Source organism: Streptomyces sp. ISL-99 (genome assembly GCF_018614005.1).
In the GTDB taxonomy this organism is placed as follows: domain Bacteria; phylum Actinomycetota; class Actinomycetes; order Streptomycetales; family Streptomycetaceae; genus Streptomyces; species Streptomyces flavidovirens.
The window spans coordinates 1-23,056 of sequence record NZ_JAGGPC010000024.1 but is presented as its reverse complement, the minus strand read 5'-3'; the positions used below and the strand labels follow the sequence as shown (position 1 = coordinate 23,056).

22 protein-coding genes are annotated in these 23,056 nt (G+C 70.5%); 17 read left to right on the top strand and 5 right to left on the bottom strand.

Annotation, left to right across the window (positions count from 1 at the left end):
* Nucleotides 1–12: 12 nt before the first annotated feature.
* The 6 genes from J7E91_RS15495 (at nucleotide 13) to J7E91_RS15470 (ending at nucleotide 7,215) form a co-directional block, all read left to right on the top strand.
* The gene (locus J7E91_RS15495) at nucleotides 13–2,241 is read left to right on the top strand and encodes a molybdopterin oxidoreductase family protein (protein ID WP_214904048.1); all 2,229 of its coding nucleotides are present in this window, start codon (nucleotides 13–15) and stop codon (nucleotides 2,239–2,241) included.
* A 120-nt stretch (nucleotides 2,242–2,361) separates the two neighbouring features.
* Nucleotides 2,362–3,777: a CitMHS family transporter gene (locus J7E91_RS15490; RefSeq protein ID WP_214904045.1), complete on the top strand. Its 1,416-nt coding sequence runs from the start codon at nucleotides 2,362–2,364 to the stop codon at nucleotides 3,775–3,777.
* Nucleotides 3,777–5,027 carry an MFS transporter gene (locus tag J7E91_RS15485; RefSeq protein WP_214904041.1) on the top strand — a complete coding sequence of 417 codons (1,251 nt, stop codon included), beginning with the start codon at nucleotides 3,777–3,779 and terminating at the stop codon, nucleotides 5,025–5,027. The genes J7E91_RS15490 and J7E91_RS15485 overlap by 1 nt, the downstream gene beginning before the upstream one ends.
* Nucleotides 5,028–5,174: 147 nt before the next feature.
* A complete protein-coding gene (locus tag J7E91_RS15480) occupies nucleotides 5,175–5,804 on the top strand; it encodes a hypothetical protein (protein WP_214904038.1) in 630 nt (209 codons plus the stop codon).
* Between the two features lie 331 nt (nucleotides 5,805–6,135).
* Entirely contained in the window at nucleotides 6,136–6,669 is a 534-nt protein-coding gene (locus tag J7E91_RS15475) for a class F sortase (RefSeq protein ID WP_374224715.1), read from the top strand.
* A gap of 87 nt (nucleotides 6,670–6,756) precedes the next feature.
* The gene (locus J7E91_RS15470) at nucleotides 6,757–7,215 is read left to right on the top strand and encodes a DUF3574 domain-containing protein (protein ID WP_214904035.1); all 459 of its coding nucleotides are present in this window, start codon (nucleotides 6,757–6,759) and stop codon (nucleotides 7,213–7,215) included.
* On the opposite strand, the gene J7E91_RS15465 is transcribed toward J7E91_RS15470, so the two are convergent.
* The gene (locus J7E91_RS15465) at nucleotides 7,216–7,662 is read right to left on the bottom strand and encodes an ATP-binding protein (protein ID WP_214904033.1); all 447 of its coding nucleotides are present in this window, start codon (nucleotides 7,660–7,662) and stop codon (nucleotides 7,216–7,218) included.
* A gap of 161 nt (nucleotides 7,663–7,823) precedes the next feature.
* Between J7E91_RS15465 and J7E91_RS15460 the strand changes: the two genes are divergently transcribed.
* From J7E91_RS15460 to J7E91_RS15440, 5 genes are all read left to right on the top strand, one after another.
* Nucleotides 7,824–8,657, top strand: a complete 834-nt coding sequence (locus J7E91_RS15460) for a helix-turn-helix transcriptional regulator (protein WP_214904031.1) — start codon at nucleotides 7,824–7,826, stop codon at nucleotides 8,655–8,657.
* Nucleotides 8,654–8,965: a DUF397 domain-containing protein gene (locus J7E91_RS15455; RefSeq protein WP_214904029.1), complete on the top strand. Its 312-nt coding sequence runs from the start codon at nucleotides 8,654–8,656 to the stop codon at nucleotides 8,963–8,965. The genes J7E91_RS15460 and J7E91_RS15455 overlap by 4 nt, the downstream gene beginning before the upstream one ends.
* Nucleotides 8,966–9,028: 63 nt before the next feature.
* Complete coding sequence (locus tag J7E91_RS15450; RefSeq protein WP_214904017.1) at nucleotides 9,029–10,423, top strand: aldehyde dehydrogenase family protein; 1,395 nt, start codon at nucleotides 9,029–9,031, stop codon at nucleotides 10,421–10,423.
* Nucleotides 10,424–10,444: 21 nt separating this feature from the next.
* A complete protein-coding gene (locus tag J7E91_RS15445; RefSeq protein ID WP_214904014.1) occupies nucleotides 10,445–11,533 on the top strand; it encodes a Zn-dependent alcohol dehydrogenase in 1,089 nt (362 codons plus the stop codon).
* 233 nt (nucleotides 11,534–11,766) lie between these two features.
* Entirely contained in the window at nucleotides 11,767–13,098 is a 1,332-nt protein-coding gene (locus J7E91_RS15440; protein WP_214904011.1) for an MFS transporter, read from the top strand.
* Between the two features lie 147 nt (nucleotides 13,099–13,245).
* Here the strand turns inward: J7E91_RS15440 and J7E91_RS15435 are convergent, their stop codons facing one another.
* Together J7E91_RS15435 and J7E91_RS15430 are read right to left on the bottom strand one after the other, a co-directional pair.
* Nucleotides 13,246–14,034, bottom strand: a complete 789-nt coding sequence (locus tag J7E91_RS15435; protein WP_214904008.1) for an isocitrate lyase/phosphoenolpyruvate mutase family protein — start codon at nucleotides 14,032–14,034, stop codon at nucleotides 13,246–13,248.
* 48 nt (nucleotides 14,035–14,082) lie between these two features.
* Nucleotides 14,083–14,748, bottom strand: a complete 666-nt coding sequence (locus tag J7E91_RS15430; RefSeq protein ID WP_214904005.1) for a TetR/AcrR family transcriptional regulator — start codon at nucleotides 14,746–14,748, stop codon at nucleotides 14,083–14,085.
* 73 nt (nucleotides 14,749–14,821) lie between these two features.
* Here J7E91_RS15430 and J7E91_RS15425 point away from each other — a divergent pair, with 73 nt between their 5' ends.
* From J7E91_RS15425 to J7E91_RS15410, 4 genes are all read left to right on the top strand, one after another.
* On the top strand, nucleotides 14,822–15,973 hold the full coding sequence (locus J7E91_RS15425) for an acyl-CoA dehydrogenase family protein (protein ID WP_214904002.1): 1,152 nt from the start codon (nucleotides 14,822–14,824) through the stop codon (nucleotides 15,971–15,973).
* Nucleotides 15,974–16,022: 49 nt separating this feature from the next.
* Nucleotides 16,023–16,985: a D-2-hydroxyacid dehydrogenase family protein gene (locus J7E91_RS15420; RefSeq protein ID WP_214904118.1), complete on the top strand. Its 963-nt coding sequence runs from the start codon at nucleotides 16,023–16,025 to the stop codon at nucleotides 16,983–16,985.
* 53 nt (nucleotides 16,986–17,038) lie between these two features.
* Nucleotides 17,039–17,326, top strand: a complete 288-nt coding sequence (locus tag J7E91_RS15415) for a YiaA/YiaB family inner membrane protein (protein ID WP_214903999.1) — start codon at nucleotides 17,039–17,041, stop codon at nucleotides 17,324–17,326.
* A gap of 68 nt (nucleotides 17,327–17,394) precedes the next feature.
* Nucleotides 17,395–18,021, top strand: coding sequence for a TetR/AcrR family transcriptional regulator (locus J7E91_RS15410; RefSeq protein WP_214903996.1), 627 nt, complete (start codon nucleotides 17,395–17,397; stop codon nucleotides 18,019–18,021).
* 53 nt (nucleotides 18,022–18,074) lie between these two features.
* On the opposite strand, the gene J7E91_RS15405 is transcribed toward J7E91_RS15410, so the two are convergent.
* Nucleotides 18,075–18,536: a MaoC family dehydratase gene (locus J7E91_RS15405; RefSeq protein WP_214903993.1), complete on the bottom strand. Its 462-nt coding sequence runs from the start codon at nucleotides 18,534–18,536 to the stop codon at nucleotides 18,075–18,077.
* A gap of 133 nt (nucleotides 18,537–18,669) precedes the next feature.
* Here J7E91_RS15405 and soxR point away from each other — a divergent pair, with 133 nt between their 5' ends.
* Nucleotides 18,670–19,170: a redox-sensitive transcriptional activator SoxR gene (soxR, locus tag J7E91_RS15400; protein WP_214903990.1), complete on the top strand. Its 501-nt coding sequence runs from the start codon at nucleotides 18,670–18,672 to the stop codon at nucleotides 19,168–19,170.
* Between the two features lie 165 nt (nucleotides 19,171–19,335).
* Here soxR and J7E91_RS15395 read toward each other — a convergent pair whose 3' ends face one another.
* Nucleotides 19,336–19,947 carry a hypothetical protein gene (locus J7E91_RS15395; RefSeq protein ID WP_214903987.1) on the bottom strand — a complete coding sequence of 204 codons (612 nt, stop codon included), beginning with the start codon at nucleotides 19,945–19,947 and terminating at the stop codon, nucleotides 19,336–19,338.
* A gap of 193 nt (nucleotides 19,948–20,140) precedes the next feature.
* On the opposite strand from J7E91_RS15395, the gene J7E91_RS15390 reads away from it, so the two are divergent.
* Complete coding sequence (locus J7E91_RS15390; RefSeq protein WP_214903984.1) at nucleotides 20,141–22,996, top strand: penicillin acylase family protein; 2,856 nt, start codon at nucleotides 20,141–20,143, stop codon at nucleotides 22,994–22,996.
* Nucleotides 22,997–23,056 lie beyond the last annotated feature (60 nt).

The following is a 23,056-nucleotide window of genomic DNA, read 5'->3' as shown; positions in this document are numbered from 1 at the left end:
CTGGAGGGCCCCATGTCCGGTCAAGACGAAGCCACAGCGCCCCGTACCGCCCTGCGCGTCTGCCCCCTCTGCGAAGCCACCTGCGGCCTGACCCTCACCATCGAGGGCACCAAGGTCACCGGCGCGCGCGGCGACCGCGACGATGTCTTCAGCCAGGGGTTCATCTGCCCCAAGGGCGCCTCCTTCGCGGAAGTCGACTCCGACCCCGACCGGCTGACCGGACCACTCGTCCGCAAGGACGGCACCCTCCAGGAGGCGACGTGGAGCGAGGCATTCGACCTCGTCGCCGCCCGGATGCGGCCCCTGATCGAGGAGTACGGGCCGGGCTCCGTCGGCGTCGTACTCGGCAACCCCAACGTCCACACCATGGCCGGCGCGCTCTACCCGCCCGTACTGCTCTCCCTGCTGCGCACGCGGAGCCTCTTCACGGCCAGCACCGTCGACCAGATGCCCAAGCACGTGTCCAGCGGCCTGCTCTTCGGCGACCCGCTCGCCATCCCGGTGCCCGACCTGGACCGTACGGACCATCTGCTGCTCCTCGGCGCCAACCCGCTGGATTCGAACGGGAGTCTGTGCACCGCACCCGACTTCCCCGGCAAGCTCAAGGCGCTGCGCCGTCGCGGCGGCACGCTCGTCGTCGTCGATCCGCGCCGCACCCGCACCGCGAAGATCGCCGACCGGCACGTCCCGATCAGGCCCGGTACGGACGCGCTGCTGCTTGCGGCGCTCGCCCAGGTCCTCTTCGAGGAGAAGCTGACCGACCTGGGTGTCCTGGAGGAGCAGGTCGAGGGTCTGGCCGAAGTCCGCGAAGCCGTACGGGACTTCACGCCGGAGGCCGTGGCGGCGGCCTGCGACGTCCCCGCCGACGAGATACGGCTGCTGGCCCGTGGGCTCGCCGCCGCGCCCACCGCGGCCGTGTACGGCCGGGTCGGCAGCTCCACCGTCGAGTTCGGGACCCTGGCCAACTGGCTCGTCGACGTACTGAACATCATCACCGGCAATCTCGACCGCCCCGGCGGCGCGCTCTTCCCGCTCTCCGCCACCGCGCCTTCGCCGCGCCCCGCCGGACCCGGCAAGGGTTTCGCGCTCGGCCGCTGGAGGAGCCGGGTCGGCGGACATCCCGAGGCCAAGGGCGAGCTGCCGCTGGCCGCGCTCGCCGAGGAGATCGACACACCGGGGGAGGGGCGGGTGCGCGCGCTCATCGCCATCGCCGCCAACCCCGTGCTCTCCGCGCCCGACGGACTCCGCCTGGACCGCGCCCTGAGCGAGCACCTCGACTTCATGGTCAGCGTCGACCCGTACCTCAACGAGACCTCACTCCACGCCGACGTCGTCCTTCCTCCTCCGCCGCCGTCCCAGAGCGCTCACTTCGACTTCGCTTTCAATGCCTTCGCCGTGCGCAACCAGGCGCGTTACAGCCCGCCCGCCGTCCCCCTGGAGGGCGGACGCATGGACGAGAGCGAGATCCACGCCCGGCTGATCCTCGCGGTGAGCGGCATGCACGGCGCCGACCCGTCCGCCGTCGACGATCTCGTCATCGAGCGCGCCCTCACCAAGGCCGTCGCCGAACCGCACTCGCCCCTCCACGGCGGCGACCCCGAGCACCTCGCCGCTCTGCTCGCCGGGCGCGGCGGGCCGGAAAGGCGCCTCGACCTGATGCTGCGCCTGGGTCCGTACGACCTGGTGCTGGAGGATCTGCTGGCGAACCCGCACGGCGTCGACCTCGGCCCGCTCAAGCCGCGCCTCCCGCAGGTCCTCAAGACCCGCAGCGGGAAGGTGGAGCTGCTGCCAGGGCCCATCGCCGCCGACCTGCCGCGGCTGCGGCGGGCGCTCGACGAGCGGCCCGGGGCCGGGCTGGTGCTGGTCGGCCGCCGCCACCTGCGGTCCAACAACAGCTGGTTGCACAACATCCCGTCGCTCAACGGCGGCAGCAACCGCTGCACCCTCCAGGTCCACCCGGACGACGCGGCGCGCCTCGGCCTCACGGACGGCGGGGGCGCCCGCATCAGCGCGGAGGGAGGGGAACTGGAGGTTCCGGTGGAGGTGACGGACGCGGTGCGGGCCGGAGTGGTGAGCCTGCCGCACGGCTGGGGGCACGACCGGGAGGGCGCCCGGATGGCCGTCGCGGCGGCCAGCCCCGGAGTCAACGTCAACCAGCTCCTCGACGGGAGCCGACTGGACCCGCTGTCGGGCACCGCGGTGCTCAACGGATTTCCCGTCGACGTAACACCCATATCGTGACCTGGGGTTTTGCGCTTATTGCTCGCTCGTCAACATCTTGTTAACGCGTCGGAACGGGACCTAACGTCAACGAACCGCCTGGTCTGGTGGGAGTTCAAGGGCGAACGTTAGGTACCCCAAATGCTGACAATCCTCGGATTCGTCATGATCGCGACCTTCCTGGTCCTGATCATGATGAAGAAGATGTCGCCGATCGCGGCGCTCGTGCTGATCCCGGCACTCTTCTGTGTGCTGGTAGGACAGGGCGCCAAGCTCGGGGACTACGTCCTCGAAGGCGTCGGAAATCTCGCGCCGACCGCCGCGATGCTGATGTTCGCCATCGTGTACTTCGGCGTGATGATCGACGTGGGTCTCTTCGACCCGATCGTGCGCGGCATCCTGCGCTTCTGCAAGGCCGACCCGATGCGGATCGTGGTGGGAACGGCCGTGCTCGCCGCCATCGTCTCGCTCGACGGCGACGGCTCGACCACCTTCATGATCACCGTCTCGGCGATGTACCCGCTGTACAAGCGGCTCGGGATGAGCCTGGTCGTGATGACCGGCGTCGCCGCCACGGCGAACGGCGTCATGAACACCCTCCCGTGGGGCGGGCCGACCGCCCGCGCCGCCACGGCGCTGAAGCTGGACGCGGCGGACATCTTCGTACCGATGATCCCGGCGCTCGCCGTGGGCCTGGCCTTCGTCTTCGTCCTGGCGTACGTGCTGGGGCGGCGGGAGCGCAAGCGGCTGGGGTACCTCACGCTGGACGAGGTGGTCGAGGCGGAGCCCGAGGTCCTCGTCACCGCGGGTGGCGGTGGCACCGAGCCGCGCAAGAGCCTTGGCGGCGGCGGCGCCGGTTCGGGCGCGGGCACCGACGCGGACGCCGGTCCGGCGTACGCCGCCGACGGCGGGGGCTTCCAGGGGCTCGACCCCAACCGTCCGACCCTGCGGCCCAGGCTCTACTGGTTCAACGCCGGGCTCACCGTCGTACTGCTCGCCGCGATGATCCTGGAGCTGCTGCCGATCCCGGTCCTCTTCCTCATCGGCGCGGCCCTCGCCCTCACGGTCAACTACCCCAACATGACCGACCAGAAGGCCCGCATCGCCGCCCACGCCGACAACGTCCTCAACGTCGCCGGCATGGTCTTCGCCGCCGCCGTCTTCACCGGCGTCCTCACCGGCACCGGCATGGTCAAGCACATGGCGGACTGGCTCGTCGGCGCGATCCCCGAGGGCATGGGCCCGCACATGGCGATCGTCACCGGCCTCCTGAGCCTCCCGCTCACGTACTTCATGTCGAACGACGGCTTCTACTTCGGCGTACTGCCCGTACTCGCCGAAGCCGGCGCGGCGCACGGTGTGTCGTCGCTGGAGATCGCCCGCGCCTCGCTCGTCGGCCAGGCACTGCACATGTCGAGCCCGCTCGTTCCGGCCGTGTACGTCCTGGTCGGCATGGCCAAGGTGGAGTTCGGCGACCACACGAAGTTCACCGTCAAGTGGGCGGCGCTCACCTCGCTGGTGGTGCTCGGCGCCGGAATCGTCTTCGGCATCATCTGATGCGCGGCGGGGGGACGACCGGCCGGGGCTGGCTGCTGCGCCTCGTCATCGCCTTCGGCTTCGCGCAGGCGGCGGTGTCGATGGCGCGTCCCGCCGTCTCGTACCGCGCCCTCGCCCTGGGCGCGGACGAGCGCGCGGTCGGCGTGATCGCGGGCGTGTACGCGCTGCTTCCCCTGTTCGCCGCCGTACCTCTGGGCCGCAGGACGGACCACGGACGATGCGCGCCCCTGCTGCCCGCCGGTGTGGTCCTGATCGCCGCCGGATGCGCCCTCAGCGGTACGGGCCACTCCCTGGCGGCGATGGCGGCCTGGAGCGGGGTGATGGGTCTCGGCCACCTCTGCTTCGTCATCGGCGCGCAGTCGATCGTCGCCCGGCAGTCCGCCCCGGCCGAACAGGACCGCAACTTCGGTCACTTCACCATCGGAGCCTCCCTCGGCCAGCTCGTCGGCCCGGTGGCGGCAGGCCTGTTGGTCTCCGGCCAGGACGGCGCGATGGCCCGTACCAGCGCGCTCGCCCTGGTCGTCTCGGCGGGCCTCGCGGCGGTGTCGTTCACCTCGCTCTGGCGGATCGAGCGCCGGGCGGACGGCGTGGTGCGCGGGGAGGCGGCGGCGAAGGTTCCGGTCCACCGGATCCTGCGCACGCGCGGCGTTCCGGCCGGGATCTTCATCAGCCTTGCCGTGCTCTCCGCGACCGACATCCTCACCGCGTACCTTCCGGTCGTCGGTGATCACCGGGGGATCGCCCCCTCGGTCATCGGCCTGCTGCTCAGCCTGCGGGCCGCGGCGACGATCGCCTGCCGGCTGGTGATGACGCCGATGATCCGGCTGCTCGGCCGCACGGCACTGATGACCGTCACGTGCCTGCTGGCCGCGCTGCTGTGCGCGGGCATCGCGCTTCCCGTGCCGGTGTGGGCGCTGGCGCTGATCCTTGGCGCCCTCGGGTTCTGCCTGGGTGTGGGACAGCCGTTGTCGATGACGACGGTGGTGCGGGCGGCCCCGCCGGAGGCGCGCTCGACGGCGCTCGCCCTGCGCCTGACCGGCAACCGCCTCGGGCAGGTCGCGGCCCCGGCGTCGGCGGGTCTGGTGGCCGGAGTGGCGGGCACGGCGGCCCCGTTCCTGATGCTGGGGGTACTGCTCACGGGCGCGTCGGCGCTTGCCCTTCGGGACCCCGCGGCGGGGAACCGGCGCGGGAAGCCGAGCACGGACGGCCGCGCCGCGCCCAGGCCGCCTCGCCGTACGGACGTCTGTTAGCTCTTGCGGCAGACACCGACTGTCGGCCAGTCAGGTCATATCTGACCCTTTCTCAGCGTTTCAAGGCTTCTTCGCGCCCGATATGTGACATCTAATCAGGCGATCGAGTGATCAGTACGACAATCATCTCGGCTTGAAGGAGCCCGCATGACCACCTCGACATCTCCTCGCTCCCACGGTGTCCGCTCGGGCACGGCAGCCCTCGCCGCGCTGGCCCTCGCGGGGGTGTCCCTGTGGGGCGCGTCCGCGGCGTTCGCCGTGGAGGGCGACAGCGGAGAGATCAAGATCCACAAGTCCGGAACCCGCGCCGCCGACACCAAGGACCACTACGAGGTCTGTACGTTCAACCTGTCCGCGACCAACTTCGAAACGGTGAAGATGGTCAACTGGACCGTCACCCCGCCGCAGCCGAAGACGCCCGTCGAGCCCATCCTGTCGGGTGGTCTCGTCCTCATGAACGGCAAGGGGAGCACTGCCGACTACTCGCTCCCGGACGGTCACTATCAGCTCAGCTGGACGTTCCCCGGCGGCGTCCCGAAGCAGAAGATCTTCAAGGTCAACTGCGCGAAGAAGCAGGACGACAAGCCCGCTCCGCGCGGCGCCGTACCCGCGGGCGGCGGCGGGGCGGCGGACATCGGCACCGGCACGGGCACGGGCACCGAGACCGACGACGGTGCGTCGGCAGGCCTGGCGCCCGCGCTGGTCGCGGGTGCTGCGGGAGTGGCCGGGCTGATGTTCGTCCGTCGGGCCCGCCGCCGCGCAAATGGCGCCGCGTAACACCCGCTACCGCCGTCGGCGCGGTCCGAGCCGGGGCATCCGCCTCGCGATGACTGCCACTGGGACGGTGATGTTGGTGACCGGTGTCGCCCGGGGGTGCGGCGATTCGCCCCCCGACGCACCGGTCACCGCAGCTCACGACACGGCTGCTCACGACACCGCCGCTCACGACACGGCCGCCAAGAATCCGGCGCCGGAACCTGCGGCGAATGCCGCGAAGCCACGGGAGCCGACGCCGGCACAGGTGTCGAAGCCGGCTCCGGCACCGGTGCCCAAGCCGGTCCAGAAGCCGGCCACCGAGCCGGTGCCCAAGCCGGTTCCGAAGCCGGTCCTGAAGCCGGTTCGGAAGCCGGTGCCCAAGCCGGTCCCGCAGCCGGTCCAGGCGACGCATCCGCCGCTGCCCGCCTCGACCCCGCTGAGCGTGGCCGTCCCCGCCATCACCATCGAGTCGCCCATCACCGGGCTCGGACTCGACCCGCAGGGCCACCTGTCCGCCCCGCCGGTCGACAACCCGCGCCTGGTCGGCTGGTACCGGGACGGCCCGACCCCAGGAGAGGCGGGAACATCCCTCCTCGTCGGCCACCGGGACACCCGGACCGGACCGGCCATCTTCCTCAACCTCAACGCACTCGTCCCCGGCGACGTCGTCCACGTCGTACGGGAGGACCGCCGCACCGCGGTGTTCACCGTCGACGCCGTGCGGACGTACAAGAAGGAGGCATTCCCCGACGCCGAGGTGTACGGCGCCAAAGCCGGCCGAGCGGAGCTGCGGATCCTGACCTGCGGCGGCAGCTTCGACAAGAAGACCGGCTACGCCTCCAACGTCGTCGTTTTCGCCCATCTCACGGACGTGAAGTACGCGTAACAGAGCCCCTCGACCAACCAGGCGGCCGCCCCGTCGGCCCGGTCGAGGGGCTTGCGCGCGCACAGTCTCCACCGAAGGGACTTCACCATGCCTGTCCGGATCACAGCCACCCGCCTGGCCACCGCCACCGCCAGTGTACTGCTCGCGGCCGGCGCCCCCGCCGCGTACGCCGCGCTCGGCGACGGCGCCCCGCCGCCCCGTGCCGCTGCCCGCGGGGAGGCGTACGTGGAAACACGGCTGTTCTTCGGGACGGAACGCCCCGACGGCGGCCCGGACGTCACCGACCAGCAGTTCATGCGCTTCGTCGACCGGCACGTGACGGGCAGCTTCCCCGACGGCCTCACCGTGCAGGACGGCCGGGGCCAGTGGCGGGACGCCAACGGCACGATCGAGCGCGAGCGTTCGTACGAGCTGATCCTCCTCTACCCGGCGTCGCAGGCGAAGGCCCGCGACCCGCACATCGAGCGGGTCCGCGACGCCTACAAGCGCGCCTACGCCCAGGAGGCCGTGGCCCGCCTCGACGATCCGGTCCGCGCCGACTTCTGATCACGACCGGAGCGTCGCCCACACCGTCTTGCCGACCTGCCGTTCCGTTACGCCCCAGGTCTCGGCCAGCGCCGCCACGAGCAGCAGCCCGCGCCCCGCCTCCGCGTCGGTAGGTGGCGTGAGGGGCGGTGGCGCGGGCAGGCGGCGTTCGGTGCGGGTGTCGGTGACCTCGATGCGCAGGAGGCCGCCCGCGTCGAGCACGAGCCGCAGCTCGAAGTCGCGGCCCGGTACGCGGCCGTGGGTGACGGCGTTCGCTGCCAGCTCGGCGACGATCAGCGCGGCGATGTCGGAGGAGTCACTGCCGTACAGGATGCCCCACTCGTCGAGCTGGTGCACGGTCAGCAGCCTCGCCAGCCTGGCGGCTTTCCGGGTGGCGGAGAACCTCTGCCGGAACACACGTACGGTAATGGTCGGTTGGGCCTCGGACGGCTGTGTCTCGGTATGCATGGGGCAACCGTGGCGGCCCACCACCGCTGTCCACCAGCGAACACGTCCGTACGCTGCGCCACCGTACGGACGTGTTCGCTGGTGGACAGTACGGTCGCGCATGCCGTAACCCTGGGTGAGCTGAGTGCGGGGAGAGTTCAGGCACTGGGAGGTGGCCGGGTATGGCCGGGGACTGGGAACGCGAAGAGCCGGAATCATCGGACAGCCTGAAGACCTTCGGGGCTTTCGTCCAGGGGTTGCGAGAACACGCGGGCTACACGAGAGAGGAGTTCGGGCCGCTGGTGCAGTTCTCCAAGCACACGATCGAGTCGATCGAGCTGGGGAGGCGGATGCCGGACAAGGACTTCGTGGAGCGGGCGGAGCCGGTGCTGGGGGGTACGGGAGCGCTGCGGAGAGCGTTCGGACATCTGACACGGCAGCCGGGGTTGGCGGCTTGGTTCAAGAAGTGGGCGAAGCTGGAGCGGGTGGCGGTGAGCCTGTGCGCATACGAGTGCAGGGTCGTGCCGGGGCTTCTACAGCCGGAGGCGTACGCACGGGCCGTGTTCCGGAACCAGGTGCCGCCCCTGGATGACGAACAGGTCGAGCAGCAGCTCACTGCCCGGCTGGAACGACAGGAACTCCTGCGTACCAGGCCGAACACCGCCTACAGCTTCATTGTCGAGGAGGCGCTGTTTCTCCGGCAGGTGGGTGGGGCTGAGGTCACGCGCGGGCTCATCGACCATGCGCTTGCTGTGTGTCGGGATTTTCGGAACGTCGAGGTCCAAGTAATGCCGCTGCGGCGGTGGGACCATGCCGGTTCGGACGGCCCTCTCCAGTTGCTAGAGACCCCGGAGCGCCGGTGGATCGCCTATGTCGAGGGGCAGCGTGGTGGCTGGCTGCACTCCGACGCGAAAGAGGTGAGCATGCTCCAGATGCGCTATGCCAGGATGCGCACACAGGCCCTTACCCCTGAGGACACCGTGGGCCTGCTGGAGCGACTGCGAGGAACGCTATGAGTGACACTGAACTCGCCTGGTACAAGAGCAGCTACAGCGGCGGTGACGGCGACAGTTGCGTCGAAGTAGCCCTGACCTGGCACAAGTCGAGTCACAGCAGCGGGGACGGCGACAGCTGCGTAGAGGTGGCCCTGCCGTGGCACAAGTCCAGTCACAGCGGCACGGCGGGCGACAACTGCGTCGAGGTAGCCGCCTGCCCCGGCACCGTCCACGTACGCGACTCCAAGGACAAGTCCGGCCCCGTCCTCGCCCTCCCGCCCCACGTCTGGGCGGCCTTCCTCACACTCGCGGGGGCCTCTGGCGCGTAAAAACTAACAGCGCTAGTTTGGGGTACGGACGACTACCTCGGCTCGGCGCTCTGGAGGATTGCGATGAAGGCCCATGACGCGATGTACATCGGTGGCCAGTGGCGCCCCGCCGTCGGCCAGGACACGATCGCCGTCGTGAACCCGGCCGACGAACAGGTCATCGGCCACGTCCCGGCCGGTACCGCCGAGGACGTCGACACGGCCGTACGCGCCGCACGCGACGCCTTCGCCGGCTGGGCCGCGACGCCGCCCGCCGAGCGCGCCGCGAAGATCGCCGCGCTGCGCGACGTACTGGTGGCCCGCAAGGACGAGATCGCGGCCACCGTCACCGCCGAGCTGGGCGCGCCGCTCGGCTTCTCGCAGATGGTGCACGCGGGGGTGCCGATCCTGGTCGCCGGTTCGTACGCCGAGCTGGCGGCGACGTACTCCTTCGAGGAGAAGGTCGGGAACTCGACCGTGCTCCTGGAGCCGGTGGGTGTGGTCGGCGCGATCACGCCGTGGAACTACCCGCTGCACCAGATCGTCGCGAAGGTGGCCCCCGCACTGGCGGCCGGCTGCACGGTCGTCCTCAAGCCCGCCGAGGACACCCCGCTGACCGCTCAGCTCTTCGCCGAGGCCGTGGACGAGGCGGGCATCCCCGCCGGGGTCTTCAACCTGGTCACCGGCCTCGGCCCGGTCGCCGGGCAGGCGCTCGCCGAGCACGAGGGCGTTGACCTGGTGTCGTTCACCGGGTCAACCGCCGTCGGCAAGCAGATCGGCGCGACGGCGGGCGCGGCCGTCAAGCGGGTCGCGCTGGAGCTGGGCGGCAAGTCGGCCAACGTCATCCTGCCGAGCGCGGACCTGGCCAAGGCGGTCAGTGCCGGCATCGCCAACGTCATGGGCAACTCCGGCCAGACGTGCAGCGCCTGGACCCGGATGCTGGTTGACGAGGACCAGTACGACGAGGCGGTGGCCATCGCCGCGGCTGCTGTGGCGAAGTACACCGTCGGTGACCGTGTCGGCCCGCTGGTCAACGCCAAGCAGCAGGCGCGCGTGCGCGGTTACATCGAAACGGGCATTGAGCAAGGCGCGCGCGTCGTCGCGGGCGGCCCCGAGGCCCCGCTCGATACCGGCTACTACGTCGCCCCGACCGTCTTCGCGGACGTCACCCCGGACATGACCATCGCGCAGGAGGAGATCTTCGGCCCGGTCGTCTCCATCCTGAAGTACGCCGACGAGGCCGAGGCGCTGCGCATCGCCAACGGCACCGTCTACGGGCTCGCGGGCGCCGTCTGGGCGGCGGACGAGGCTGAAGCCGTCGCCTTCGCGCGCCGCATGGACACCGGACAGGTCGACATCAACGGCGGCCGCTTCAACCCGCTCGCTCCCTTCGGCGGCTACAAGCAGTCGGGTGTCGGCCGCGAGCTGGGGGCGCACGGCCTCTCCGAGTACCTCCAGACCAAGTCCCTCCAGTTCTGATCCCAGGGAGCAACGCACACCATGGCAGCCCGCGTCCGCGCCGCAGTCCTGTCCGCCGTCGGTGCCCCACTGGAGATCACCGACATCGACCTTCCGGCCACCGGCCCCGGCCAGGTGAGGGTCCGTCTCGCCGCCGCCGGGGTCTGTCACTCCGACCTCTCGCTGTCCAACGGCACCATGCGCGTGCCGGTCCCCGCCGTACTCGGCCACGAGGGTGCGGGCACCGTCGTCTCCGTGGGGGAGGGCGTCACGCATGTCGCCCCCGGCGACCCCGTCGTCCTCAACTGGGCGCCCTCCTGCGGCACTTGCCACCACTGCGGCATCGGCGAGGTGTGGCTGTGCGCCAACGCCCTGTCCGGCGCCGGCCATGTGTACGCCCGTACCGCCGACGGCACCGACCTCCACCCGGGTCTGAACGTCGCGGCGTTCGCGGAGGAGACCGTCGTCGCCGCGAACTGTGTCCTGCCGGTCCCGGACGGCATCCCGCTCACCGACGCGGCTCTCCTCGGCTGCGCGATCCTCACCGGTTACGGGGCCGTCCACCACAGCGCACGGGTCCGTGAGGGCGAGTCGGTCGCGGTCTTCGGAGTCGGCGGGGTCGGTCTCGCCGTCCTGCAGTCGGCACGTATCGCGGGTGCGGGACAGATCGTCGCCGTCGACGTCTCGCCGGAGAAGGAGGAGCTGGCGCGGGCCGCCGGAGCCACCGACTTCGTGATCGCCTCCGAGACCACCGCCAGGGAGATCCGCAAGCTCACCGGCGGGCAGGGGGCGGACGTCGCCATGGAGTGCGTGGGCCGGGCCGTGACGATCCGTACGGCCTGGGACTCGACCCGGCGCGGCGGCCGCACCACGGTCGTCGGCATCGGCGGCAAGGACCAGCAGGTCACCTTCAACGCCCTGGAGATCTTCCACTTCGGCCGTACGCTCTCGGGCTGCGTCTACGGAAACTCCGACCCGGCGCGCGACCTGCCCGTACTCGCCGAACACATCCGCGCCGGCCGCCTCGACCTGGGCAGCATGGTCACCGAGAAGATCGGCCTCGACGGCATCCCCGCCGCCTTCGACAACATGCTCGCGGGGAAGGGCGGCCGCGCCCTGGTCGTCTTCTAGGGCGAATCCCCCAGGACGAATCGCCCACTTCAGCACCCCGGTCGCCGCTGCGCGGCCGGGGTGCTCGTGCTGCCCGCACGCCATTTCGGTACGGGCGGAGGGGGCGGCGAAAAGTCCCGGGGCCAGACCCGTTGACCTCCGTACCATCCGGTCGGTACGGTCCCGGCACGTCTCGGAGCCACCCCCTTGCTCGTCCCCCTCTTTCGCCCCGCACCCACCGGAGTGTGCACCGCATGGACACGGCATCTTCCCCGCTCACGGGCACCACGGCAGCCGCACCGGACGACCGGAACCGGCGCAAGGTGGCCACCGCCGCCGCCCTCGCCTCAGCCGTCGAGTGGTACGACTACTTCGTCTTCGGCATCGCCGCGGCCCTCGTCCTCGGCGACCTGTACTTCCCGTCCGGCAGCTCGTCGGCCGGCGTACTCGCCGCCTTCGCCACCTTCGCCGTCGGTTTCCTCGCCCGCCCCGTCGGCGGCGTCATCGCCGGCCACTTCGGCGACAAGCACGGCCGCAAGCCGATGCTGGTCCTGGCCCTGACGATGATGGGCCTGGCCACCACCGGCATCGGCCTCCTGCCGACGTACGAGACCATCGGCATCGCCGCACCCGTCCTGCTCGTCCTGTTCCGCGTCCTCCAGGGCATCGCTGTCGGCGCCCAGTGGGGCGGGGCGATGCTGATGGCCACGGAGTACGCCCCCGAGGGCAAGCGCGGTCTGTACGGCAGCCTGGTGCAGCTCGGGGTCCCCATCGGTGTCGTCACGGCGAACACCGTCTTCCTCGTCGCGGGTGCCACGACCAGCGAGAGCGCGTTCGCCTCGTGGGGGTGGAGGGTGCCGTTCTTCGTCGGCGTGCTGGTGCTCGTACTCGCCTGGTACATCCACACGCGGGTCGAGGAGACACCGGCGTTCCGCGAGGCGGAGCGTGCGCTGGCCGAGCAGGAGAAGGGCGCGGCGCGCTCTCCGCTGCGTACGATCCTGACCAAGCACCTCGGCACGGTCTTCCTGGCGGGCGGATCGTTCGCGGTCAACACCGCGACGTTCTACATCATCATCACCGGGGTCCTGGACTACGCGACCCGCGAACTGGAGATGGAGCGCAGCGCCGTCCTCACCGTCTCGCTGTGCGTCAGCCTCACCCAACTGGCCCTGATTCCCGCGTCGGCGGCCCTCTCCGACCGCATCGGCCGGCTGCGGATCTACGCCCTGGGCGCGGTGGGGCTGCTGGTGTGGGCTGTCCCATTGTTCCTGCTCATCGACACGGGGTCGCTGCTGTGGCTGGCGGTCGGCACGTTCGTGACGAGCTGCTTCCTCAGCATCATGTACGGGCCGCAGGCGGCGCTCTTCGCCGAGCTGTTCACGGCGGAGATGCGCTACACGGGGGCGTCGCTGGGGTACCAGATCGCGGCGGTGTTCGGGGGCGGGCTCGCGCCGTTCATGATGGTGCTCCTGCTGGAGGCGACCGGCACGTCGATGGCGGTATCGGCGTACATCATCGGCCTGGCCGTGATCGCCCTGGTCTCGATCAAGATCCTGGCGAACCGGGCGGCGGCCGCGCCCCGCTGAGGCGCCCGGCCTCAGCGCGGGCCTCGGCCCAGGGCTGTCCCGCCGCCACCGCTCGCGGGAGCAGGCGCGGGACAGCCCTCAGCCCGAGCGGCGATCAGTGCGCCTTGCCAGGCAGTCGTCGCCGTGGAGACCCGGCGAAGCCCGGCTCTACCTCCCGTACGCGTCCGCCCACCCGTCCGCGACCGCGTACCCCGGCACACCCACCGCATCCACCTCACCCCGGGCCACCGTCCCCGCCACATCCACGGCGTGCTGAACAGCCGCCCGGAACAGCAGTGAACCCGTGCTGACCCTGGCCACCCCCAGCGCCGCCAGGCGCGCGACCGTCAACCGGCCCGGCGCGTACAGGATGTTGAGCGGCGCCTCGTACTCGGCCGTCAGGGCCGCGATGACCGACTCGTCCTGGAGCCCCGGTACGAACAGGCCGTCCGCGCCCGCCTCCTGGTAGGCGGACAGCCGCCGCGCCGTCTCGTCCACCTGGCCGGGCAGCCAGTACGTGTCCGTGCGCGCGTTGACGAACAGGGCCGGCGCCGCCTCCTTCACCGCACTGATCAGTTCCCGCTGGAAGGCGAGCGGCGCGAGCGTGCCGTCCGGGCGGCCGTCCTCGATGTTGACCCCGGCCACCCCCGCCCGTACGAGATCCGCCGCCAACTCCGCGACCCCGGCCGGGTCGGCGCCGAAGCCGCCCTCGATGTCCACGGTGACCGGCACCGGCAGCCGTGCGAGGCGACGCCCGAGGTGGAGTGTCTCCTCGCGTGCCGTGCCGGTAGCGTCCGGTTTTCCGGCGGCCGACGCGACCCCGAGGCTGGTCGTCCCGATCGCCTCGAAACCGGCTTCCGCGAGCGCGGCGGCCGAGGCGTGGTCCCAGGCGTTGGGGAGGACGAGGGGGATGCCGGGGCGGTGGTGCAGAGCGCGGAACGCGTCGCAAGGGGTCATGGGTCAGCTTCCTCCAGGAGTACGACGACGAGTAGGTGCCAGGATGCGTCAGTGACCCTTCGGCGACTGCCGAACCGTCCCCAACTGCTCGTACTGCAACGCCAAGCCGTCGATCAGCGCCCGCAGCCCCGTCTCGAACGCGCCCTCGTCGACCTTCTGCCGCCGCTGCGCGAGCAGATGCGCCTGACCGAGGTGCGGATAGTCCGCCGGGTCGTACGCCGTCTCGTCGTCGACGAACCCGCTCGCGAACGAGCCCAGCGCCGAGCCGGTGATGAAGTACCGCATCAGCGCACCGATGTACGTCGCCTGGGCGGGCGGCCACCCCGCCCTGACCATCGCCCCGAACACGGCGTCGGCGACCCGGAGGCCGGCCGGCCGCCGGCCCGGCCCGCGGGCCAGTACCGGAACGATGTTGGGGTGCTCGGTGAGCGCCGCGCGGTAGGAGACGGCGTAGTCGTGCAGCGCCGTCCGCCAGTCGCGGCTGTCCGCCGGGTCGAACATCGACAGGTCGACCTTGGCGCTCACCCCGTCGGCGACCGCGTCGAGGATCTCGTCCTTGTTGTGGAAGTGGTTGTAGAGCGACGGCCCGCTGACCCCGAGCTCGGCCGCGAGCCGGCGCGTGGACACCGCGTCGAGACCTTCCGCGTCCACGAGCGCACCCGCCGCGCCCACGATGCGGTCACGGCTGAGGAGGGGCTTGCGCGGTCGGGCCATGCGGCACATAGTAGGCCGTGCGGCAAGAAACTAGCAGTGCTAATTAAACGATGGTCAAAGGTGGGGTGCCGGGATGAATCTGGAGCTCAGCGAGGAGCAGACCGCGGTGCGGCAGCTCGCCAAGGACTTCACCGACCGCGAGATCACTCCGCACGTCGTCGAGTGGGACCGGGCCGAGAGCGTCGACCGGGCCATCGTGCGGAAGCTCGGCGCTCTCGGGTTCCTCGGCCTGACGATCCCCGAGGAGTACGGGGGCTCCGGCGGCGACCACCTCGCGTACTGCCTCGTCACGGAGGAACTCGGCCGCGGCGACTCCTCGGTGCGCGGCATCGTGTCCGTATCGCTGGGCCTGGTCGCCAAGACCGTCGCGCACTGGGGCACCGAGGAGCAGAAGCGGCAGTGGCTGCCCGGCCTCACCTCCGGCGAGCTGGTCGGCTGCTTCGGGCTCACCGAGCCCGGCACCGGCTCCGACGCCGGCCACCTCACCACCCGCGCCGTGCGCGACGGCGACGACTACATCATCAACGGCTCCAAGATGTTCATCACCAACGGCACCTGGGCCGACGTCGTGCTGCTCTTCGCCCGCTCCACCGACGCGCCGGGCCACAAAGGCGTCTCCGCGTTCCTGGTGCCCACCGACACCCCCGGCCTCACCCGCCGCGAGATCCACGGCAAGCTCGGACTGCGCGGCCAGGCCACCGCGGAGCTGTTCCTGGAGGACGTACGGGTCCCCGCCTCCGCGATGATGGCAAGCGAGGGCAAGGGCTTCTCGGTCGCCATGTCGGCGCTCGCCAAGGGCCGTATGTCGGTCGCGGCGGGTTGTGTGGGCATCGCCCAGGCCGCTTTGGACTCGGCTGTGAAGTACGCGACCGAGCGCGAGCAGTTCGGCAAGACCATCGCGCACCACCAGCTCGTACAGGAACTGATCACCGACATCGCGGTGGACGTGGACGCCGCCCGCCTGCTGACCTGGCGCGTCGCCGATCTGATCGACCGCGGTCAGCCATTCGTCACCGAAGCGTCCAAGGCGAAGCTCTTCGCCTCCGAGGCCGCCGTACGCGCCGCGAACAACGCCCTCCAGGTCTTCGGCGGCTACGGCTACATCGACGAGTACCCCGCGGGCAAGCTGCTGCGCGACGCCCGCGTGATGACGCTGTACGAAGGCACCAGCCAGATCCAGAAGCTCGTCATCGGCCGCGCGCTGACAGGAGTCTCAGCTTTCTGATCGCCGAACCAACCGACGCTATAGGCTGCGTGGGATGACAGGGGTGACTGTGAAGCTGCGCTGTGCCGTGCTCGACGACTATCAGGACGTCGCGCTGTCCACCGCCGACTGGTCCCGCGTGACCGACGCGGTGGAAGTGACGTCGTTCCAACGGCACTTCGAGGCCGAGGACGAACTGGTCGAAGCGATCGGCGGCTGCGAGATCGTCGTCGTCATGAGGGAGCGCACGCCGTTCACCGACCGGCTGTTCGCCCGGTTGCCCCGGCTCAGGCTTCTGATCACCTCAGGCATGCGTAACGCGTCCATCGACCTCGGCGCCGCCGCGCGGCACGGTGTCACGGTGTGCGGGACGGCGAGCAATTCCGAGCCGCCCGTCGAGCTCACCTGGGCGCTGATCCTCGGGCTGGCCCGGCAGGTGGTACGGGAGAACACGGCCCTGCGCGAGCGCGGCCCCTGGCAGAGCACCGTCGGCACCGACCTGTACGGCCGCCGCCTGGGCCTGCTCGGCCTCGGCAAGACCGGCAGCAAGGTCGCTCGCATCGGCCAGGCCTTCGGCATGGACGTCATGGCCTGGAGCCAGAACCTGACCGCCGGGCGTGCCGACGCCGTCGGCGTCCGGCTCGCGGCCACCAAGGAGGAACTGCTCGAAAGCAGCGACTTCGTCTCGGTCCATCTCGTACTCGGCGACCGGACCCGGGGGCTGCTCGGCCCCGACGAGCTGAAGCGGATGCGGCCCTCGGCCTACCTCGTCAACACCTCGCGCGCCGCCATCGTGGACCAGGCGGCGCTCGTCCGGGCGCTGCGCGACGGCTGGATCGCCGGCGCCGGTGTCGACGTGTTCGAAACGGAGCCGCTGCCCGATGGGCATGAGTTCCGCTCGCTGCCGAACCTGCTCGCTACGCCGCACCTCGGTTACGTGACCGAGCGCAACTACCGCGGCTACTACGAGCAGACGGTCGAGGACATCGCCGCCTTCCTGGCGGGAGACCCGGTCCGCGTTCTGAGTACCTGAGGTAAGTACGTGAGCGGATGTGACGCGCGTCGCATCCGGCCATGCTGTCGGTCATGAGCGACACACCGGTAAAGCAGCAGAACACAACGGCGTACTACGGGCAGGCGGTCGCCGCCTTCGTGACGGCGCTCGGAGCGGTGACCCTCGGCATCCTCTACATGGACGCCGACGCCTGGGTGCGAGCGTTCCTCGGCATCGGCGTCCTGTACTTGGTGACCTCGGCGTTCACCCTCGCCAAGGTGATCAGGGACCGGCAGGAGGCCGGGCAGATCGTGAGCCGCGTCGACCAGGCCCGCCTGGAGAAGCTCCTCGCCGAGCACGACCCCTTCCAGAAGCTCTGAGCAGACCCTAAGCGCTTGCTCACCTTCGGGGTATGGTGTTCGTTCCTGTCGGACGGAAGGGGCGAGCCATGAGTGCGGCGGACGAGATGACCGACGGCGCGGACCAGCCATGGGGCGAGGTCAGCCCCGAGGCGGCCAGGAAGCTGCTGGTCGCCGCCGTCGAGGCGTTCGCCGAGCGCGGCTACCACGCGACGACGACCCGCGACATCGCGGGCCGCGCGGGGATGAGTCCGGCCGCGCTCTACATCCATTACAAGACGAAGGAAGAGCTGCTCCACCGGATCAGCCGCATCGGGCACGACAGGGCCCTGGAGATTCTCCAGGCCGCGGCGGAAGGTCCGGGCTCGGCCGCCGAGCGGCTCGACGGCGCCGTACGCCGCTTCGTCCGCTGGCACGCGGAACGGCACACCACGGCACGCGTTGTCCAGTACGAACTCGACGCGCTCAGCGACGAGCACCGCACCGAGATCGTCGAGCTGCGCCGGCGCACCGACGCCGCCGTACGCCGCATCCTGAACGACGGCGTGAAGGCGGGGGAGTTCGACGTACCGGACGTGCCCGGCACCACGCTCGCCGTGCTGTCGCTGTGCATCGACGTGGCGCGCTGGTTCAACGCCCAGGGGCGCAGGACGCCCGACGAGGTCGGCGAGCTGTATGCCGGCCTCGTCCTGCGGATGGTCGCCGCCCAGAAGTAGCGGCGGCCGGGGGAGTGGCCGTCCGGGGGCGACGGCCGATTGGGAGCGGCGGCTCAGAAGTAGTAGCGGGACACCGACTCCGCCACGCACGCCGGCTTGTCGCCGCCCTCGCGCTTCACCGTGACGACGGCCGTCACCTGTACGCCGCCGCCCGCCTCCGTGACCTCCTTGAGCACCGCCGTAGCGCGCACCCGCGAGCCGACCGGCACGGGGGACGGGAAGCGCACCTTGTTGGCGCCGTAGTTGATGCCCATCTTCATGCCCTCGACCCGCATGATCTGGGGGACGAGCGCCGGCAGCAGCGACAGCGTCAGATAGCCGTGCGCGATCGTCGTCTTGAAGGGGCCCGCCGCGGCCCTCTCCGGGTCCACGTGGATCCACTGGTGGTCGCCGGTCGCCTCGGCGAACAGGTCGATCCGCTTCTGGTCGACCTCCAGCCACTCGCTGTGCCCCAACTGCTCGCCCACCCCGGCGAGCAGCTCCTCGGCGGAAGTGAAGATCCTCGGCTCTGCCATGTCCCGGCCCCTGCCTCTCATGCGGCTGCACATTCACGTTCCGACAGCCAGTTCCCACAGCTTGTCTAAGCGCTTGCTCAGCATGGTTCGGCTCTTGTGTTCTGTCAACGACAAGCCCAGTAGGGTTCGAGGAGTGCCGCAGATACCAGAGAAGATCCACGAGCTCACGGTCGGCCAGCTGTCCGCGCGCAGCGGCGCCGCCGTGTCCGCCCTGCACTTCTACGAGTCCAAGGGTCTGATCTCCAGCCGCAGGACGGCGGGCAACCAGCGACGCTACGGCCGTGACGCGCTGCGCCGCGTCGCCTTCGTACGCGCGGCCCAGCGCGTCGGCATCCCGCTCGCCACGATCCGGGACGCCCTGGCCGAACTCCCGGAGGAGCGCACGCCCAACCACGAGGACTGGGCGCGGCTCTCCGAGGCGTGGCGCTCCGAACTGGACGAGCGCATCAAGCAGCTCGGAAGGCTCCGCGACCACCTCAGCGACTGCATCGGCTGCGGCTGCCTGTCGCTGGAGACCTGCGTACTGTCCAACCCGGACGACGTCTTCGGCGAGCGCATGACCGGCTCCCGGCTGCTCCCGGAACGCCGGAGCGCGCCGGACCCCAAGGAGAAGCGGGAGAAGCGAAGCGCCTGAGCTTCGGCCGGACCACCGCGCGTACCAACTCCGCTCCGGAGAGGGCCGGCCGGTTGTCGGGCAGCAGCAGGTGGACCTCGGGACCGGCCGGTCGATGGCGACAGCCACCACTGACAACGCGGAGGCACGGCAGCCGGGTGAACCGAGCGCCGCGCCCCCGCGCGCTCAGGCCACCGACGCCAGTTCCCTGCGCCGTACCCGCTTGGACTCCGCCAGCGCCTCGGCTGTCAGAACGGGCTGCGGCACCAGAATGCCGCAGCCCGTGCACACCGGCCCGAACCACGGGTCATGCGCCAGCCCCTGCTTCCAGACGATCCTGCTCTCCGCACACACAGGGCAGTTCGCCCCGGGCTCGGACTCCAGTGCGGAGATCAGCCGGCGCAGTACGTCGCCGAGCGGCGCCACCGGATGGATCCCGGGTTCGTCGCACCAGGCAACTCCGCACCCTCCCCAGGTGCGGCGGTGCCAGTCGTCGAAGGAGCCCGGACGCCGCAGCCCGTCGTGCTTCTCGCGCTTGCGGCGCCGGGCGAATTCCACTTCGTAGGCGAGCCAGACAGCCCGCGCTTCCTCCAATTCGTCGAGCGCGGCCACCAGCCGCGCCGGATCGGGGGCCCTGTCCTCCGGTTCGATCATGTGCCTGGAGCACAGATGGTCCCAGGTCGCCCGATGCCCATAAGGGGCAAACCGTTCCAGGCATTTGCGCAGCGAATACCGCCGCAGTGCCAGGTCGCACCGCGGGTCGCGCACCTGTCTCGCAAGACTTCGGAAACCGGCCATTGCACTTGCCACCTCCGTCGCTGGTACTTCGGCGTCACAGAGTGGACGTACGGGTGCCCCGATCGGCTCCATCGAAAATCGAATGGACGTCATCAGTGGGGATTCAGAAAAGGTGACGCCTATTCACCTTCCGGCGGCCGCGTACCGCCAGTAACGTCCGCCGCACCGGTCGGCCTCCCCCCAAGGAGCACCCATGCGACGACGACGTCCCAGTGCCGCACCCCACCCACAGCACAGAACAGCCCTGGCGGCAGCGGTCATCGCACTCGCCGCGGGCCTGCTCTCCCCCCTGCCGCAGGCCACGGCGGACGACACCCGCAAGGCCACCGCAACCACCGCCACCGCCGTCACGGATCACTGCGGCGGCCAGTGCGACGACATCCTGCCGCCGGGCCAGAACGGCAACGCCACCCTCGCCGAGATCCTCGCCCACCGCACGCTGGGCACCCGCCCCGCGCACAGTTCCGACCAGATAGCGAAGTACGACGCTCTCGTCGCGGGCCACCAGGGCCTCACCGACGAGAGACTCACCGACTTCTTCAACGACGGTTCCTTCGGAGTCCCCGAGGACCAGGTCGCCTCCGTGATCCGCCCCCGTGACGACGTCACGATCACCCGCGACAAGGCGACCGGCGTCCCGCACATCAAGGGCACCACCCGTTACGGCACCGAATTCGGCGCCGGTTACGCGGCGGGCCAGGACCGGCTCTGGCTGATGGACCTCTTCCGCCACATCGGCCGCGGCGAACTGACCTCGTTCGCGGGCGGCGCCCTCGCCAACCAGGGCCTGGAGCAGCAGTTCTGGCCGCAGGCCCCGTACACCGAGGAAGACCTCCAGGCCCAGATCGACTGGATACGGACCACCAAGGGCGCGCGCGGCGAGCAGGCGATGGCCGACGCGCAGGCGTACGTCGACGGCATCAACTCCTACCGCGAGAAGGCCAAGAAGGGCCGCTACTTCCCCGGCGAGTACGTCCTCACCGGAAAAATCGACGCGATCACCGACGTCGGAGAGATCAAGCCCTTCAAAATCACCGACCTGATCGCGCTCGCCTCCGTCGTCGGCGGCCTCTTCGGCGGCGGAGGGGGCGGCGAGGTCCAGTCCGCGATCTCGCTGCTCGCGGCGCAGCAGAAGTACGGCGTCGCCGAAGGCACCGAGGTCTGGGAGTCCTTCCGCCAGCGCAACGATCCCGAGGCCGTCCTCACCGTCCACGACGGCACCAGCTTCCCGTACGCCGGCAAACCGGGGAACCCGCGCGGCGCGGCCATGCCCGACCGCGGCTCCGTGACACCCGAGCAGCTCGTGTACGACCGCGAAGGCTCCGCCCGGACCGGGCAGGCAGGGCGGAAGGATCCGGTCGAGGCGCCGAAGAAGCTCAAGCCGCTCCAGGGCATGTACGACGACGGTGTGCTGCCCGGCGCCGACTTCTCGAAGAAGCGCGGCATGTCCAACGCCCTGCTGGTCTCCGGCGAGCACACCGCGAGCGGAAACCCGGTCGCCGTCTTCGGCCCCCAGACCGGCTACTTCGCCCCGCAACTGCTCATGCTCCAGGAACTCCAGGGCCCCGGCATCAGCGCCCGCGGCGCCTCCTTCGCCGGCGTCGGCATGTACGTCCAGCTCGGCCGTGGCCAGGACTACGCCTGGTCGGCCACCTCCGCCGGACAGGACATCACCGACACGTACGCGGTGGAGCTGTGCGAACCGGGCGGCGGCAGGCCGGACAAGTCCTCGGCGCACTACCTCTTCCGGGGCGCCTGCACCCCCATGGAGAAGCTGGAGAAGCGCAACGCGTGGAAGCCGACGCTGGCCGACTCCACGGCCGCGGGCTCGTACCGGATGCAGGTCTGGCGCACGAAGTACGGCACGGTCACCCACCGCGCCACCGTCGGCGGCAAGCCCGTCGCGTACACGTCTCTGCGCTCCACCTACCGGCACGAGGCCGACTCGATCACCGGCTTCCAGATGTTCAACGACCCGTCGTACGTGAAGGACGCCGCGTCCTTCCAGAAGGCGGCGCAGAGCATCGACTACGCCTTCAACTGGTTCTACGCCGACTCGCGCACCGCCGCCTACTACAACAGCGGCATGAACCCGGTGCGCGCCGAAGGCGTCGACGCCTCACTCCCGGTCAAGGCGGAGAAGACGTACGAATGGCGGGACTACGACCCGCGGGCCAACACCGCCGCCTACACCCCACCCGCCCAGCACCCGCAGTCCACCGGCCAGGACTACTACATCTCGTGGAACAACAAGCAGGCGAAGGACTTCACGGCGGCCGGCTTCGGCAACGGCTCCGTGCACCGGGGCGACCTCCTCGACGACCGGGTGAAGAAGCTGGTCGCCGACGGCGGCGTCACCCGCGCCTCGCTCACCCGGGCCATGGCGGAGGCGGCCGTCACCGACCTGCGCGGCGAGGACGTACTGCCTGAGCTCCTGAAGGTGCTGCGCTCGCAGCCCGTCACCGACCCGGACCTGGCCAGGGGCATCCAGCAACTGGAGTCCTGGCGCTCGGCGGGGGCCCAGCGCAAGGAGACGGCGCAGGGGTCACGCACCTACTCCCACCCCGACGCGGTTCGGATCATGGACGCCTGGTGGCCGCTGCTCGTCGAGGCCGAGTTCAGGCCCGGGCTCGGTGACGACCTGTACGGCGAGCTGGCCAAAAGCCTCTCCATCGACGAGGCGCCGTCGGCCGGGCACGGGCCGACCGGGGCGCACGCGGGCTCGGCCTTCCAGTACGGCTGGTGGAGTTACGTCGACAAGGACCTCCGCAAGGTCCTCGGGCAGGAGGTCAAGGGCCCACTGGCGAAGGCCTACTGCGGCGGCGGTGACCTGTCCGCCTGCCGCGACACCCTCCTCGCCACCCTGAAGCAGGCCGTTGCCACGCCCGCCGCCGAGGTCTATCCCGGCGACGACAGTTGCAAGGCCGGGGAGCAGTGGTGCGCCGACTCGATCGTGCACCGCGCGGTCGGCGGACTCACCCACCCCACGATGCACTGGCAGAACCGCCCGACCTACCAGATGGTGATCGAGTACCCGTCGCGACGGTGAGGGGTGCGGGGTGGGGTGGGCGCCTGCGGCGGGCTTTCCCCACCCCGCCCCTTCCCGAAC